This window comes from Pseudomonas sp. SZ57, from assembly GCF_009495975.1.
In the GTDB taxonomy this organism is placed as follows: domain Bacteria; phylum Pseudomonadota; class Gammaproteobacteria; order Pseudomonadales; family Pseudomonadaceae; genus Aquipseudomonas; species Aquipseudomonas syringae.
The window spans coordinates 153,662-168,943 of record NZ_WIBD01000003.1 but is presented as its reverse complement, the minus strand read 5'-3'; the positions used below and the strand labels follow the sequence as shown (position 1 = coordinate 168,943).

13 protein-coding genes and 1 riboswitch are annotated in these 15,282 nt (G+C 61.5%); of the genes, 4 read left to right on the top strand and 9 right to left on the bottom strand.

Going from position 1 to position 15,282, the window contains the following annotated elements; translation table 11 throughout:
• Nucleotides 1–4: 4 nt before the first annotated feature.
• Nucleotides 5–541, top strand: a complete 537-nt coding sequence (gene rutF / locus GE543_RS04415) for an NADH-dependent FMN reductase RutF (RefSeq protein ID WP_046236804.1) — start codon at nucleotides 5–7, stop codon at nucleotides 539–541.
• Nucleotides 542–769: 228 nt separating this feature from the next.
• The gene (locus GE543_RS04410) at nucleotides 770–1,963 is read left to right on the top strand and encodes an HD-GYP domain-containing protein (RefSeq protein ID WP_100072293.1); all 1,194 of its coding nucleotides are present in this window, start codon (nucleotides 770–772) and stop codon (nucleotides 1,961–1,963) included.
• 24 nt (nucleotides 1,964–1,987) lie between these two features.
• Here the strand turns inward: GE543_RS04410 and GE543_RS04405 are convergent, their stop codons facing one another.
• The 5 genes from GE543_RS04405 to GE543_RS04385 form a co-directional block, all read right to left on the bottom strand.
• Nucleotides 1,988–4,717, bottom strand: coding sequence for a LuxR C-terminal-related transcriptional regulator (locus GE543_RS04405; protein ID WP_178118543.1), 2,730 nt, complete (start codon nucleotides 4,715–4,717; stop codon nucleotides 1,988–1,990).
• A gap of 209 nt (nucleotides 4,718–4,926) precedes the next feature.
• Complete coding sequence (locus GE543_RS04400) at nucleotides 4,927–6,291, bottom strand: DUF1329 domain-containing protein (protein WP_032698033.1); 1,365 nt, start codon at nucleotides 6,289–6,291, stop codon at nucleotides 4,927–4,929.
• Nucleotides 6,292–6,319: 28 nt separating this feature from the next.
• The gene (locus tag GE543_RS04395) at nucleotides 6,320–8,257 is read right to left on the bottom strand and encodes a DUF1302 domain-containing protein (RefSeq protein ID WP_153220890.1); all 1,938 of its coding nucleotides are present in this window, start codon (nucleotides 8,255–8,257) and stop codon (nucleotides 6,320–6,322) included.
• 309 nt (nucleotides 8,258–8,566) lie between these two features.
• Nucleotides 8,567–10,249 (bottom strand): fatty acid--CoA ligase, encoded by a 1,683-nt coding sequence (locus GE543_RS04390; protein WP_153220889.1) that lies wholly within the window; start codon nucleotides 10,247–10,249, stop codon nucleotides 8,567–8,569.
• Between the two features lie 157 nt (nucleotides 10,250–10,406).
• Nucleotides 10,407–11,039 (bottom strand): LysE family transporter, encoded by a 633-nt coding sequence (locus GE543_RS04385; RefSeq protein ID WP_153220888.1) that lies wholly within the window; start codon nucleotides 11,037–11,039, stop codon nucleotides 10,407–10,409.
• Nucleotides 11,040–11,273: 234 nt separating this feature from the next.
• On the opposite strand from GE543_RS04385, the gene GE543_RS04380 reads away from it, so the two are divergent.
• Nucleotides 11,274–12,272, top strand: a complete 999-nt coding sequence (locus GE543_RS04380) for a class I SAM-dependent methyltransferase (protein ID WP_003346154.1) — start codon at nucleotides 11,274–11,276, stop codon at nucleotides 12,270–12,272.
• A 39-nt stretch (nucleotides 12,273–12,311) separates the two neighbouring features.
• A riboswitch (yybP-ykoY riboswitch) is annotated at nucleotides 12,312–12,505 on the top strand.
• A gap of 13 nt (nucleotides 12,506–12,518) precedes the next feature.
• Nucleotides 12,519–13,103, top strand: a complete 585-nt coding sequence (locus GE543_RS04375; RefSeq protein WP_003415077.1) for a TMEM165/GDT1 family protein — start codon at nucleotides 12,519–12,521, stop codon at nucleotides 13,101–13,103.
• Nucleotides 13,104–13,157: 54 nt separating this feature from the next.
• Here the strand turns inward: GE543_RS04375 and GE543_RS04370 are convergent, their stop codons facing one another.
• From GE543_RS04370 to GE543_RS04355, 4 genes are all read right to left on the bottom strand, one after another.
• Nucleotides 13,158–13,976, bottom strand: coding sequence for a M48 family metallopeptidase (locus tag GE543_RS04370; protein ID WP_100072300.1), 819 nt, complete (start codon nucleotides 13,974–13,976; stop codon nucleotides 13,158–13,160).
• Between the two features lie 183 nt (nucleotides 13,977–14,159).
• The gene (locus GE543_RS04365; protein WP_003365552.1) at nucleotides 14,160–14,789 is read right to left on the bottom strand and encodes an SOS response-associated peptidase; all 630 of its coding nucleotides are present in this window, start codon (nucleotides 14,787–14,789) and stop codon (nucleotides 14,160–14,162) included.
• A gap of 29 nt (nucleotides 14,790–14,818) precedes the next feature.
• The gene (locus GE543_RS04360; protein WP_003346143.1) at nucleotides 14,819–15,079 is read right to left on the bottom strand and encodes a putative signal transducing protein; all 261 of its coding nucleotides are present in this window, start codon (nucleotides 15,077–15,079) and stop codon (nucleotides 14,819–14,821) included.
• Nucleotides 15,079–15,261 (bottom strand): CPXCG motif-containing cysteine-rich protein, encoded by a 183-nt coding sequence (locus tag GE543_RS04355; protein ID WP_003318204.1) that lies wholly within the window; start codon nucleotides 15,259–15,261, stop codon nucleotides 15,079–15,081. Before GE543_RS04355 ends, GE543_RS04360 begins: the two co-directional genes overlap by 1 nt.
• Nucleotides 15,262–15,282 lie beyond the last annotated feature (21 nt).

The window sequence follows — 15,282 nt, the reverse complement described above, 5'->3', positions numbered from 1 at the left end:
TCCCATGCCTACTTCCTCTGCAGCTCCCGCCATTCAGCCCATCGCTGCTGTCAGCCAGCTGGCCTTTCGCGATGCGATGTCCGGCCTGGCCGCTGCCGTCAACGTCATCACCACCGATGGCCCTGGCGGACGTGCCGGCTTTACCGCGACCGCCGTGTGCAGCGTGACGGATCAACCGCCGACGCTGCTGGTGTGTATCAACCGCAGTGCGTCGGTGTATGACGCCTTCATCGAAAACGGCACGTTGTGTGTCAATACGTTGGGCAACGGTCAGCAGGACTTGTCCAACCTGTTCGGCGGCAAGAGCTCACAGCAGGAGCGCTTTGCCTGCGGCCAGTGGGAAGCCGGAGTGACCGGCGCGCCGATCCTCGACACTGCCAGGCTGTCGCTCGACTGCAAGGTGAGCCAGTCAGTCAGCGTCGGCACGCATGACATTCTGTTCTGCGAGGTGGTGGATATCAGGCATCAGAGCGGTGCAGATGCATTGGTCTACTTCGCCCGTGGCTACCATCACCTGCCGAGCGAAACACCGGTGGCCTGAAGGCTTTGCGGGCTGACTGGCGGATTACCGGAATGGAATAAATAGGCATGATTTTTTATGACAGCTCCGTATACTGGCTTTTTGAGATCAGGATGATCCTTGCGGTCAACGAGGTGAAGTCATGTCGATCGATAGCGCCGGCAGTCTGCTGATACCCGCCAGCAGCCCATCGTATACTCGTCGCGCTTACCCGCCGCCTGGCATGCCTATGCACGCAGGTGGCTGAGCATGCTGAAGAAAATACCTGTGGCTGAGCTTGCGCTGGGCATGTACATCCACAAAATCTGCCGCCGCTGGACCAATGATCCATTCTGGATAGGCCTGGTCGAAGTCATGCTCGATGACGTTGAAGTGCTCAAGCGCATTCAGCAATCGGGCACCAGGGAAGTCTGGATCGAAACCGGTAAAAGCCGTGTAGTGACACCCCAGCCCTCAGCCGCATCCACAGCGCCATCGGCCAGCGACGATACAACGCCGGCCAGTCTCGAAAAGGAAGTTCTACGCGCCAGGGTGATCTGCGGACGGGCCAGGGATGCGGTCATGTCCATGTTTACCGAAGCGCGCATGGGCCGGGCCATGGACGTGGGCAATGTGCAGTTGCTGGTGGAAGAAATCTCCAATTCGATCCTGCGCCATCCGCACGCGCTGATCAGCCTGTCACGCCTGAAGACGTCCGACGAGTACACCTACATGCACTCGGTGGCGGTCTGCGCGTTGATGGTCGCGCTGGCCAAACGCATGGGCATGCCTGACGATCAGGTCCGTGAGGCGGGTGTGGCCGGGCTGATGCACGATGTCGGCAAAATGATGATTGCCCCGGCGGTGCTCAACAAACCGGGCCGCCTGACCCGCGACGAATTCGAGATCATGAAGGCCCACCCCGAGCTGGGCGTGAAGATCCTCATGGAGACGCAGCCCGTGGCCGCGTCGGTGATTGACGTTTGCCTGCATCACCATGAGAAGGTCGACGGCTCGGGCTACCCGCACGGCCTGAAAGGCGACCAGATCAGCATCTTTGCGCGCATGGGCGCGGTCTGCGACGTGTATGACGCCATCACCTCCGACCGTCCCTACAAAAAGGGCTGGGGCGTTGCCCATTCGATTCGCGAGATGGCGTCGTGGAAGGGACATTTTGACGAGGTGGTCTTTCAAAGCTTCGTCAAAACCGTGGGTATTTACCCGATCGGCACACTGGTACGCCTGGAAAGCGGGCGCCTCGGCGTGGTGGTCGAACAAGGTCAGGCATCGCTGCTGAAACCGAAAGTGAAGGTTTTCATGTCAGCACGCACCGGCAAGACGTTCGCCGCACAAGTCATCGACCTGACTTGCCCTTCCGACCCGGACGGAATCCTCAGAATCGAGAAACCCACCGACTGGGGGCTGGAAGAAGTCGATACGCTGTGGGCGGGCAGTCCGGCCTGAGAAGCCCGGTGAACAACATCGCCGTCAACCCAGCAAGCCCAGTGTCTTGGCCCGCGCCACCGCTTGAGTGCGACGCTCGACCCCCAGCTTGCTGTTGATGTGGCTGGCGTGGGTCTTGACGGTGTGCAGGGAGATGAACAACTGCTCGCTGATCTCCTGATTGGAACAGCCCTGTGCAATCAGTTGCAGCACACCCAGTTCGCGCACGCTGAGGCAATCGCCGCCATGTGCCGGCTCGGGCGACGGCGTGCAACAGGCCGGGAGCTTTTCCAGCAATGCAGCTTGAACCCGACAAGGTGGCAGTTGCAGAAGTTGCTCATGCAGCCACCGGGGGTGCTCGGCAAGCAGCGCCTTGAACGGTATCAGTGCGCCACCGGACGCTGCGGGCAGGCTGCGCAGCAACAATGCCCGCGCCTCGTCGCGTCGCGCCTGGCTCAGCAGCAGGCCGATCTGCTGGGTCATGGCGATCAGTCCAAACAGTTTCGCCCCCACCTCCTGAGCGCGCCGTTCGAGCGCCTGCAAGCGCTGCTCGCAGGCAACGCCATCACCCTGCAATCGTTCGAGTACGGCACGCTGCAACTCGATGTGTTGCGGCAATTGTGGATGGCATTCCGGGGCAGCAGCGCCGAGGCCGCCGTTGTAGGTCTGCGTCAGGCGCAGCAGCCACGCTTCGGCAAGGTCCATACGCCCCTGCAACAGCCACAGCTCGCATTTGACCAGGGTAATCATCGCCAGGTAGTAGATCGGCGGCACGTCCCAGATGTGCATCAGCCGTTCGGCTTCGGCGAGTTCGGCGAAGGCTTCAGCAAACCGGCCGGTGCAGCCTTCCATGGTAGCGATCACACAGTGACCGATCAGCACGCTGATGTCGCGACAGGCGCGCGCCTCGGCCAGGCCGGCCAGCAACAACACCCGCCCCTCGTCTACCTGCAGGCGCAGGGTCAGCAAGTAGCCCTCATACAGCGTCAGACGCGCGCGGACCGCGTACAGCCGAACGGTGGACAAGCCTTTGAGGCGTTGCTGCCCCTGCCGTACTTCCTCGAGCGCCCGGAGAATTTCGCCCCGGGCCTGCAGGACTCGGGCGCGGTCGTAATGCGCCAGCGCCTCGAACAGCGGATTGGCGACCCGCTGAGCCAGCTCCAGCGCATCACGATTCAACACGCGGGCGCGCCACAGGTCACCGTTGGCGACCGCGAGGTTGGCCAGTGTCGACAGGCACACCAGCCGCTGCCCATAGCGTTTTTCCGGCAGGCTCAGCAGGGCTTCGGTGCAATAGCGCTGAGTCTTGTCACTGTCTCCGCGGCCGCGGGCGATGATGCCGCTGAGCGCCAGCCATTGGGCGAGCATGGATTTCTGAGCGGTTGCCGAGGGCGCCGGCAGAAACCGGCTCAGCTGATTGGCCAGCTCTTCGGCGGCATCCAGCTGGCAGGCCAGCCCCAGTGCCCAGGCGTAGAGCACGATCAAGCGGGGTGTGCTGGTCAGCAAGTCATCCGGCAAATCCATCTTCCAGCGCAGCAGCATGCCGACATTCTGTTCGGCCAGCAGCTGTTCTTCGGAGAGGTTCTGCACCAGATTGGCCGCCACATCCAGGTGCCCGGCGCGCAACGCCTGCTCGACCGCTTCGTCCAGTTGGCCCTGAGCGCTGAACCAGCGACAGGCATTGAGGTGCAGGCGGGTCGGTGGTGTCCCGGCCGCCTGACGAGCGCGCAACAGATCGGAAAACAGATGGTGATAGCGAAACCAGTGGCCCTGCTCGTCCAGCGGCACCAGAAAGACCTGATGCGCCTGCAGATAACCCAGCATCCCGGCGCTGTCGTGCCCATCCCGCGCGGCGTCGCACAGCTCGGCGCAAAAGCGTTCCAGGCAGGCGGTGTCGTAGAGAAACGCCTGAACGTCGGCAGGCAGGCAGTCGATCACTTCTTCCAGCAGGTACTCGCGAATCAGCACCTCACTGCCGCGCAGCGCCTGGGACAAGGCGCTTTCATCACCGGCCTCGGACGCCGCCAGCAACCAGAAGCGCAACCCGGCGACCCAGCCTTCGCTGCGCTGAATCAGGCGTTGCAACGCCTCGCTGTCGAGCGAGCCGCTGTGCCGCCCCAGCACTGCCATGGATTCGGCGTGCGTGAGGCGCAGGTCCTGTTCGTTGATTTCCATCAGCTGCCGCGTCAGACGCAAGCGCGCCAGATGCCAGTCCGGGCGCTGTCGGCTGGTCACCATGACCACCAGCCCGGCCGGCAGATGATTGAGAAGGAACTGCAGGCAGCGATCGAGTACCGGCCCCTGGGCCAGATGATAGTCATCGAGCACCAGCAACAGCGGCTTGCTCAGTATCAGGTGCATGGCCAGTTCGTCGAGCAGGCCGTCGAGCCACTCCTCGAAGGCAAACGGCTGGTGGCGCTGGCGCATCTTCAGCAGGCTCATCGCCTGCACGCCCAGTTGCGGGAAGAATTGTTGAAGGCTGGCCAGCAACCGCTCTAGAAAACGACCCGGGTCGCTGTCCCGCGCGCTCAGACCCAGCCATACGTTTTGCCAGTTGTCCGGCAGCCCCTGACAGAACTCGACAGCCAGCGAACTCTTGCCGAACCCGGCCGGGGCGCAGATCAGCAGCAGTCGGCCGCCAAGCCCTGCATCGAGACGCTGACACAGGCGCGCACGGGGAACATAACCCTCAGGCAGAGGTGGACGGAAAAACCGCCCTTCCAACGCAGGAATCGCGCCGTCTGCAAACCCTTGCATTCGGGACAGATCAGTCATGGCCGGCTCGTGTAGGAATCGTTGTTTCGGCATCGCGGTGTTCGGAGACTAGCGGGTAAATCGCTACTTTTGAAAGGCCATCACCGAAAAGACTGTAACAAAATTCCTACAGCTTATAAGGCCACTTCCCACATCTGAAAAAGCCCCGATCAAAGGGCTTTTCAGGCGCACCAGGCAGGCGCTGAGTTACAGCGTGTATCGGTCAGGTATCAACGAACCCCTTCCTGACGCAGCGCGTTGGGGGTGAAGTCGCTGGTGCCGGCCGTGAAGCCGAACTCGTAGGCCTTCTTCTCTTCGTTCTTCATGCCCAGCGCCACGTAGCGACCCGATTGCAGGTCGTACAGCGTTTCTACTGCGTACCACGGCACTTGCTTGTCGTAGTAGTTTTCCGAGTGCGCCTCGGCCACGCGCCACAGCTGACCACGCCCGTCATAGTGGTCGATGACCGCGGCCTGCCAGGTGTCTTCATCAATGAAGAAGTCACGCTTGGCATAGATATGACGCTGCCCTTCCTTGAGGGTGGCGGTCACGTGCCAGACGCGGCGCAGTTCGTAGCGGGTCAGGTCCTGGTTGATATGGCCGGCCTTGATGATGTCGGCGTACTTGAGCGTCGGATCGTCCAGTTTGTGGCTGTTGGAGGCGATGTACATTTCCTGCTTGCCGATCAGTTTCCAGTCATAGCGGTCCGGCGCGCCGTTGTACATGTCGAGGTTGTCGGAGGTGCGCAGCCCGTCGGACGCGGTACCCGGCCCGTCATAGGACACCTGCGGGGCACGCCGGACGCGGCGCTGACCGGCGTTGTACAGCCACGCCGAACGCGGCTCCTTCACCTGATCGAGGGTTTCATGCACCAGTAGCACGCCACCGGCCAGACGCGCCGGGGCGGTGACTTCCTGCTTGAAGTAGAACAGCACGTTGCCCGGATTTTTCGGGTCGAAATCCCTCATCTTGTCGCGAAACACGAACTGATCGGAGAAATACACCAGGCTGTAGGAGCCATTGGGCTGTGGCGTGGCCTGGGTGACCAGACGCTTGACGCTGCCGCCCCGGTAGCGGGTGATGTGGTTCCAGATGACCTCGACGCCACTGGCCGGGATCGGGAACGGGATGGCCGTATCGAAGTTTTCCAGGCCACTGCCGCCACCGACCAGTTTGGTGGTGGTGGCATTCTTTTTGATCGCGGCGAACACGTCATCCGGCACGGTGGCACCGCGATGGGTCGGGTAGACCGGAATCCGGTAGCTGTCCGGGTAACGCTTGAACATCGCGTATTGGCCCGGCGCCAGCTTGTCCTTGTACTGCTCGACATTGGCCGCGGTGATGATGAACAGCGGTTTTTCACTGGCGTAGGGGTTGGCAAGGAAACCCTTGCTGTCCACCGCCCCGGCGTTTTTCGGCATCGGGCTCCAGGCCGGGATGGTGTTGGCCGCATTACCGGCCTTTTCCGCGCCCATCGGCGTCAGCGAGGTGCCCAGCTTTGCCGCTTCGGACTCGGACACCGCAGCCATCACACCGGTCGCCAGCAGCGACATCCCCAGAACCCCGGCCTGCAACAGACTTTTTGTTATTTTCATGTTCATCGTCATCCTGAAAACCATGTTCTTAGAAGTTCATGCCGAAGCTCAGCGCCACGAAGTCCCGGTCATCGACCGTGGTGTACTTGCCATCAAAGAAGTTGGTGTAGGAAAGGTTCGCGGTGTAGGTGTTCTGGTACTCGGCATCGAGCCCCAGGCTGACGGCCTTGCGCCCCTCTTCGAAGTTGCCGCCTGGGCCAGGTGAATAGCCTTTGACGTCATGCGACCAGGCCACGCTCGGCTTGAGGTTGACCCCGGCGAACACGCTGTTGTAATCCCAGATGGCACGCGCGCGGTAGCCCCAGGAGTTGGCGGTGGTAAAGCCGTCGTCTTCGCAATAGCGGGTCAGGTTGTTCTGCTCGGCACCGGTCAGCGTGCCGGCGTTCAAGGTTGCGCATTGACCGCCAGGCAGCGGCCCCGGGCCGTACACCGGATCGCGGCCGTAACGGATTTTGGAGGTGCTTTCGAGCCCGCCAACGTGGGTCCAGCCCACTTCACCGACCACCGTCAGACGCTCGGCGCCCATGACCTGATCGAAGAACTGGGTGAACGTGGTTTGCAGCTGGGTGATTTCCTTACGGCGATAACCGGGCTGATCGGTATTGGGTTGCCCGCTGAGCAGCGACACGTTGGGGTTGAGCGGCGAAATGCCCGAGTAGAGGATGTCGGTGGTATTGACCTGAATCGGTGCGTTGGGGCGATAACTGATCTCGCCGCTCCACGCCGTGCCGGTGGGCAGCGTGGTCGAGAAGCTCAGGCCGTACAGACGAATGTCTTCGGGGTATTCGACGTAGTAACTGGAGTTGCCCGCCACCACCACCGGCAGCAGGCTGGGAGCCAGCGCGGCGGCAGTGCTGGCAGGAATGCCGTTGCGGACCAGCGAACCGACCAGCCCTTGCGGACTGAACGAAGCGGCCGAGCCGCCGCGCCCGCTGAAAATCGGCGCACGGCTGTGGTAATTCATCATGTACGCGCCGAACTCGGTGTCCAGCGGTTCGAAGTTGTAACGCAAGGCGAAACCGAACTGGCCGCTGTCGCGCGCATCGCGGTCAGGGCCTCGGCGCACCACCGCGCCCTCATCCGGGTTGCCGAACACCACGCCCTGCTGCGACAGCGAATTGAACACCGCACCGCGCGCCCCGGCAGGCAGACCGGCCGCCGTCAGCGAGCTGTTCAGGCCGCTGCGGCTGCGCAATACCGCGAGGTTGTTGTTGCAGCCATCGGCAATCACGTCGGGTTGCGAGAAGAAGGTGCCGCAGTTGTCGACGACCGTCTGGTCCCATTCCAGCTGGTAGAAACCTTCGGCAGACAGGTTGTCGGTCAGGCTCTGGGACAGGTAGAACATGTTGACCGGAATCAGGCCTTCCTTGATTTCCGAACCGGGTCGCCGGAAGGCCGAGACATCGACCGGGTTGACGCTGTTGATGCCGCCCTGAATGAAGGTACTTTCCCCCCAACTGATGACCTGCTTGCCGAAGCGCACGGCGCCCGGCTGATCGGCAATCGAGTAGTTGTGATAGACGAAGGCGTCGAGCAGTTGGAACCCGGACGACTTGGCGCCCTCCTTGCGGCCCGAGTCGCTGATGTCCTTGAACTCGCGGTTTTCATCCTTGAGCTCGAAGTCGTACCAGTATTTGCCGCGCAGGAAAACGCCGGTATCGCCGTACTTCAATTCCAGATCATGAATGCCCTTGAAGATCTTCGAAAACGTCTCCCCACGCTCGAAGTTCAAGTGACCGTCATCGGACGTCTGCGACAGACCACGCCCGCCGTTGTTGGCGCCGATCAGGTTCTTGTTGGGATTGGCCGTCGACCAGCTCGCGCCCACCGACAGCGACGAGTCGAAACTGCCTTCGATCTCACCGACGTTGAAGGTCACGGCAAAGGCCGGGCTGGCGAGCGATGAGGCAAGGCTGACAGCCAGAGGCAGCCTGGCCCGACGCCAGAAGGGGGATGTGCTAGTCATCGACGCTACTCCTTGTGTTTTATTGTTATGGCGGTGGGGAAATCCAGAAACGAATCAGTCATCGAATCAACACACGCGCCAGGTCCGCTCTTGCCATTCCCGGTGCTGACTATAGCCAGCACGCTCTGACGCTAGATCCCTCTAAAGTGTGATTTGCACGACCAACGCCTCTGGACCGCCCGTTTCCGGGAAGCCGCCAAAAAACATGTGGCGGGGAGGATGGCGTAATTTGCAAATTTGGCAAGTCACAGAGCAGGACCTGCAGCGCAGACACGTGCCGTCGCCGACCGATACGGCACGCCCGAGGTGTCAGAGGGTCGAGAGAAAGGCACTGTTGCTGCTTTGCCACTCCACGATGTCCAGGCGCATGCGCTTCTTGTCCAGCTTGCCGACGCTGGTCTTGGGAATTTCGGTAACAAGCGCGATCTGGCTGGGAATGGCCCACTTATTGATGTGACCTTGCTCGACAAACGGCTTGAGGTGTTCCTTCAAACCCTTGGCGTCGAGCTGCTGGCCATCGCGAATCACCATCAAGGCAAACGGCCGCTCACCCCATTGCGGATCGGCGATGCCGACCACTGCCACTTCGCGCACTGCCGGATGGCGGCTGCACAAATCTTCGAGCTGCAGCGAGGAAACCCATTCGCCACCGGTCTTGATCACGTCCTTGATACGATCGCGAATATCGATGAAACCCATGCCGTCCAGCGTCGCCACATCGCCGGTGTGCAGCCAGCCGCCCGCCCACAACTCGGCGCCTTTTTCGGGCTCGCGAAAGTAGCTTCCGGTCAGCCAGGGCGCACGCAACACCAGCTCGCCTTGGGTTTCGCCGTCGGCCGGGAGAAAGTTGCCCTGTTGATCGATGATGGCGGCCTCCACCAGCATCCCCGGCACGCCGGCCTTGATCCGGTAGGTGATGCGCTCGTCTTCACTGCCGGCTTTCAGTTCTTCGTTGATGTGCGCTACGGAAATGAGCGGTCCGGTTTCGGACATGCCGTAAGCGGCAGTGAGCTGGATGCCACGGGATTTGGCGGCCTGATACAGGCTACGAGTCAGGGAGCTGCCGCCAATGATGATCTTCCAGCCGCCGAAATCGACGTCCTGAGCAGACTTGGCGTTCAGGAGCATTTGCAGGATGGTCGGCACGCAATGGGAGAAGGTGACTTTCTCTCTGCGCCACAGCTCTACCAGCAACTCGGGATCGTAGCGGCCGGGGTACACCTGTTTCAGACCGAGCATGGTTGCCGCATAGGGAATGCCCCAGGCATGCACGTGAAACATCGGCGTGATCGGCATGTAGACGTCATCGGTGCCCAGCAGCCGGGTGCTGTCGATACAGCCCATGATGGTCGCCACGCCCATGGTGTGCAGCACCAGTTGGCGGTGGGTGAAATACACGCCCTTGGGGTTGCCTGTGGTGCCGGTGGTGTAAAACGTGGTGGCGACCGAGTTTTCGTCGAAATCCTCGAACACGTACTCGGGGCTGGCCGCCGCCAGCAGGGTCTCGTACTCGCCCACCAGGTTGGGCAGCTCGGCGCTCTTGTCTGGCAAGTCGGTCAGCAACAGGGTCTTTTCAACCGTGTTCAGGTGTCCGGACATGGCCTGATACAGCGCCGTGAACTCGCTGTTCACCAGCACCAGACGGTCATCGGCGTGGTTGATGGTGTAGGCGATCTGCTCAGGAGAAAGCCGCACATTGACGGTGTGGATGACCGCGCCAATCATCGGGATGGCGAACATGCATTCCAGGTAGCGGTGGCTGTCCCAGTCCATCACCGCCACGGTGTCGCCGGCCTTCACGCCTACCGCCGTCAGCACGTTGGCCAGGCGACAGATGCGTTCGTTGAGGGTGGCGTAGGTATAGCGGACCGAATCACGGTAGATGATTTCGCGCGTCTTTTCATAACGACCGCCCGACAACAGCAGGCGCTTGATCAACAGAGGGCACTGATACGCGCCATCGGCGGGCGCAAGAACGCGAGTCTGTAACATATGAAGCCCTTTTCAAAGTCCATAGGCGTGCTGAAAATATGCACTCTAGGGCCTCGGGCTGCCAGTGAAATCAGTAAAAGGGATGATTTGCCGAGACGCCCCGCGCTGTCTGCAAGGGGCGTCCGGATTGCTGCATATGCAGGCCTGAATTCAGCGTTCAGCGGACCTCGGTCAGCGCCAGTTTGATGCCCAGCGCGATCAGCACGCCGCCCATGGCCCGGTCGAACCAGTGCCCCATGCGCGCGAATCCTGCGCGTACCCGGGCCTGGCTGAACAGTCGCGCCACCAGACAGAACCACGCCGCCGTCGCCACTGCGAGGTACACGCCGTAACCGCCCTGCACCAGCAATGGCGTGTGCGGATTGATCACCACGGTGAACAGCGAGAGGAAGAACAGCGTCGCCTTGGGGTTCAGGCCATTGGTGACGAAACCGCTGATGTAGGCACCGCGCGCCGTGCGCTCGCCGGGAGCGGCCTTGATGGCAGCATCGCCCGTCGCAGCGGCCGGTTTGGCGCGCAACGCCTTGATGCCGATGTACAGCAGATAGGCAGCGGCTGCCCATTTCAGCGCGTTGAACAGCACGATGGACTGGGAAACGATAATCCCGATCCCCAGCAGCGAATAGCCCACATGCAGAAAGATCGCCGAGCCGACGCCCAACGCCGCCCAGGTCCCGGCCTTGCGCCCATGAGCGACACTTTCACGCACCACCACCGCAAAATCCGGACCGGGACTGGCCACTGCCAGCAGGTGAATCAGCGCAACGGTAAGAAATTCTGCGAAATACATGCGGGACCTCCTGGAGGATTGACGTCTGACCCGGCAGATTACGCTGTCTGATGTCCTCGCAACAGATGCCGGCATTGATACGATGCAGAGCTCGCTCTAACTATGGTGCGACGCTGGAGCATGCGGAACGATCGCAACTATCGTGCGGCGCTCCGCGTCGCATGCCGTTCTGGACGCTCCGCGTCCTCCCGGGCCATATCCTGTTAGACTGCGCGCTTTTTCAGGAGCCATTCCATGGACCCGCGCAGTGAAGTGTTACTCCGTCAGGCTGAGCTGTTTCAGGGCTCGCTGTTGTTGGTCGGGCTGCCCGCCGATGACCTGCTCGGAAAACTGCCGGATGCCCGTGGATGGTGCTGGCACGCCGGTGATCAGGCGGCTCTGGACGCACGCTTTGAAGGGCGTGTGGATTTCGGTGTCGAAGCGCCACAGACTGACTTCGAAGCCGCTGTGCTGTTCCTGCCCAAGGCACGTGACCTGACCGACTACCTGCTCAATGCACTGGCCTCGCGGCTGGCCGGGCGCGAGCTGTTTCTGGTCGGCGAGAAACGTGGCGGCATCGAAGCGGCTGCCAAGCAACTGAGCCCTTTCGGCCGCGCGCGCAAGCTGGACAGCGCTCGCCACTGCCAGCTGTGGCAAGTCACCGTCGAGCACGCACCGCAAGCCGTCAGCCTGGAAAGCCTCGCCAGGCCCTACCAGATCGAATTGCAGGACGGCCCGCTCACCGTCGTCAGCCTGCCCGGCGTGTTCAGCCATGGCCGCCTCGACCGTGGTTCAGCCCTGTTGCTGGAAAACATCGACAAGCTGCCCAGCGGCAACCTGCTCGACTTCGGTTGCGGCGCCGGAGTGCTGGGCGCGGCGATCAAGCGTCGTTACCCGCACAACGAAGTCATCATGCTCGATGTCGACGCCTTCGCCACCGCCAGTTCGCGCCTGACCCTGGCCGCCAATGGCCTGCAAGCCCAAGTGCTGACCGGTGACGGCATCGACGCAGCACCGATGGGGTTGAACACCATTCTGAGCAACCCGCCGTTCCATGTCGGCGTTCATACCGATTACATGGCAACGGAAAACCTGCTGAGAAAAGCCCGCCAACATCTCAAATCAGGCGGCGAACTGCGCCTGGTGGCGAATAACTTCCTGCGCTATCAACCGCTGATCGAAGAGCACGTCGGCCAGTGCGAAGTCAGGGCGCAGGGCAACGGTTTCAAAATCTACAGCGCCAAACGCCCCTGAAATAAGCACTTGCCGAAACGTTTTCGCGGAGGCAGAATCCGCTCCGTCCTAGGGGAGTAGTCTCCCACGAGCGCCATGCTCGTCCGGCACGTATCAACATACTTGGTCCTCAGACCATGGTACGTGCGACCCGGAATCCGCTCAGACGGATCGGTGGTTTGACAAGACCTATGACACGAACACCTTACCCGGGGCGGGGAGGTCGTACGTGTCATAGCCGTGTCGGCCCGCCCCTTAGGAAACCTGATGCTGGAATCATTCTTAGTCCCTACCGCAGTGGTCGCGCTCGCCGAAATCGGTGACAAGACGCAGTTGCTCGCGCTCATTCTCGCTGCGCGCTTTCGCAAGCCATGGCCGATCATCGCCGGTATCGTCGCCGCAACGCTGGCCAACCATGCAGCAGCCGGCGCTGTAGGTGCCTGGTTCAGCAGTTATCTGTCGGACGCAGTGCTGCACTGGATCCTCGCCGCCAGTTTTACCGCCACGGCGCTGTGGACACTGGTTCCGGACAAGATGGACGATGACGAGGCCAGCACGGCACGCAAGTTCGGTCCGTTCATGACTACGCTGATCACGTTCTTCATCGCTGAAATCGGTGACAAGACGCAGATCGCCACGGTGATGCTGGCGGCGCAGTATTCCTATCTGTGGCTGGTCATTCTGGGCACCACGGTGGGCATGCTGCTGGCCAATGTGCCGGTGGTGCTGGCGGGCAATTTCGCCGCCGAGAAGCTGCCGCTGACCCTGATCCGCCGACTGGCTGCCTGCGCGTTCTTCGTGCTGGCGCTGGTAGCGGTTTACAAGGCAATGCAAGTCAGCGGCTGGGTGTGATGCTGGCCCGTAGCGTTGCGAAAACACTCGCAACGCTACGGGCGACTCATCCACTCAGGATTTAGCGGCTTTCTGATACAGCGGCATGACTTTCGGTATCGCAGCCTGCAACGAAGCGATGCGACTTTCCGAGGCCGGGTGAGTGCTCATGAACTCAGGCTGCGAACCACCGGAGTTCTGGGTCATCTTCTGCCACAGGGTGATCGCCGCATTCGGGTTGTAACCGGCGCGTGCGGCCAGTTCCAGACCGAGCAGATCGGCTTCGTTTTCGTTACTGCGGCTGTTGGGCAGCGTCAGGCTGTAGTTGACCACGGTGTCTGCCAACGCCAGGCTGTCCTGTCCCAATCCCAGCAAGGCGCCTGCGCCCTGCTTGGCCATTGAAACACCGTATGCCTTGGACATCGCTTCACGCCCGTGCTCGCGCAAGGCATGGGCGATCTCGTGGCCCATGACCGCCGCGATTTCATCGTCGGTCAGTTTGAGGGTATCGATCAGGCCACTGTAGACAATGATCTTGCCACCAGGACCACAGTTGGCGTTCAGCTCGTCGCTCTTGATCAGGTTGACTTCCCACTGCCACTGCGCCGAATCAGGCCGCAATTTGGGCGCCTGGGCAATCAGTCGATTGGCGATTGCATGAACCCGCTTGGCATTGGCGCTGGTGGTGTCCAGCACCCCTTTGCTGGTCGCCTCGCCAACGGTCTGCTGGTAGGACTGGGCGTACATTTTGTTGACTTCATCCGTGGAGAGCATGCTGAACATGTACTGTTTGCGCTCCACACCGACCGAGTCGCCACTCGTGGTATTGACTGCCTGACACCCGCCGAGCAGCAACGCAGCGCTCAAGGCACAGAAGGCAAATGAAGGACGCATGGTGTATCTCCTTGTGTATGAAACGGTCAGTCCCGGGGCAGACCTCTGCGCCAGATACCGGCCAACTGGCATCTTGGTCTTTGACAGGGGTGGATGGTTCCCGCAGGTGTGTCCAGTTTGTATCAGATGTACTTCAACGCGGATATCGGATTTGTCCGATTCGGTGTTTTTTGCCTTGCCCGACTAACTTAGCGGCGTGAGGCACTCGGGGGCATTCAGCTTCGGATCATTAACCAGATTGGCCAAAGGCCGTTCGCGCAGCGCCGTCTGCGGGGCAGCCAGCAACGCTTGCAGGGTCGGCAGCGGCGTGTCGGCGGCCAGCCAGTCTTTCTGGCCTTTGGCGTCCAGAATCAACGGCCGACGCTGGGTCGCAGCCGCCTGGGTGACCACCGCGACGCTCAGGTACGTATGCCCCTGCACCGGATAGGCTTCCCAGATCGCGGCGAAAAACAGTGCGGCGCCCTCCCCCGGCGTCAGCCAGAAAGGACGCTTGCGCACCGTGCCACGCCATTCGTAGAAGCCGTTGGCGGGGAGCAGACAGCGGCGATGGGTGAAGGCATCGCGAAACATCGGCTGCTCGGCCACCGTCTCAGCGCGAGCATGGGCAGGCGTTTTCGACAGGTCGGTGAGCCAGGCCGGGGTCAGGCCCCAGCGCGCGCGCACCAGTTCGATACCGTCAGCATTTTCGGCGGCACGCATGATCAACACCCAGTCGGCTGGCGAAATATTCCATTGCGCCTGCTGATCGGCAGGAAAACCGGGCAAGGCGGCAAAGGCGGGGGTCCAGCGAAACAGGGCGTAGCGTCCACACATGGGGGCTAATCAGACTCGTTTGAAGGTGCTCAGCACACCAGTACATCGGGGAAGTCGTCCGGCTCATCGCCAGACAGGGGCGAAGCGCTATTGTACGCAGTGATCAACGCTCGTGCGCGAGCGACCTGCGCATCTTCGACCTTGAGGGCCAGAAGCCCCAGCCCCGGCAGTTCGCCCATCGCCCCGAGCAGATCGCGACCGGCCAGGTGCGCGTTGACACCTTCGCTGGCAAGCATCGCCAGCAGCAACTCGGCCTCCATCAGGTTCTCGGGCTCGTAGATCTTCTGCATCACTCGTTCTCGCTGCGAACGTCCAGATTCCAGTCTTCGCCGTCGGTCTGCAGGTCGAAAACGATCGGGCGGCAACAGACCGGACAGTCTTCAATGTACTGTTGATCGCCGCCGGAAAGGTCCAGTACGGCTTCGACAGGTTCGCCGCAATAAGGGCAGTCGTAACTCTGTAATTCCTGCATCACGGTCTCCGGGATCAGTTA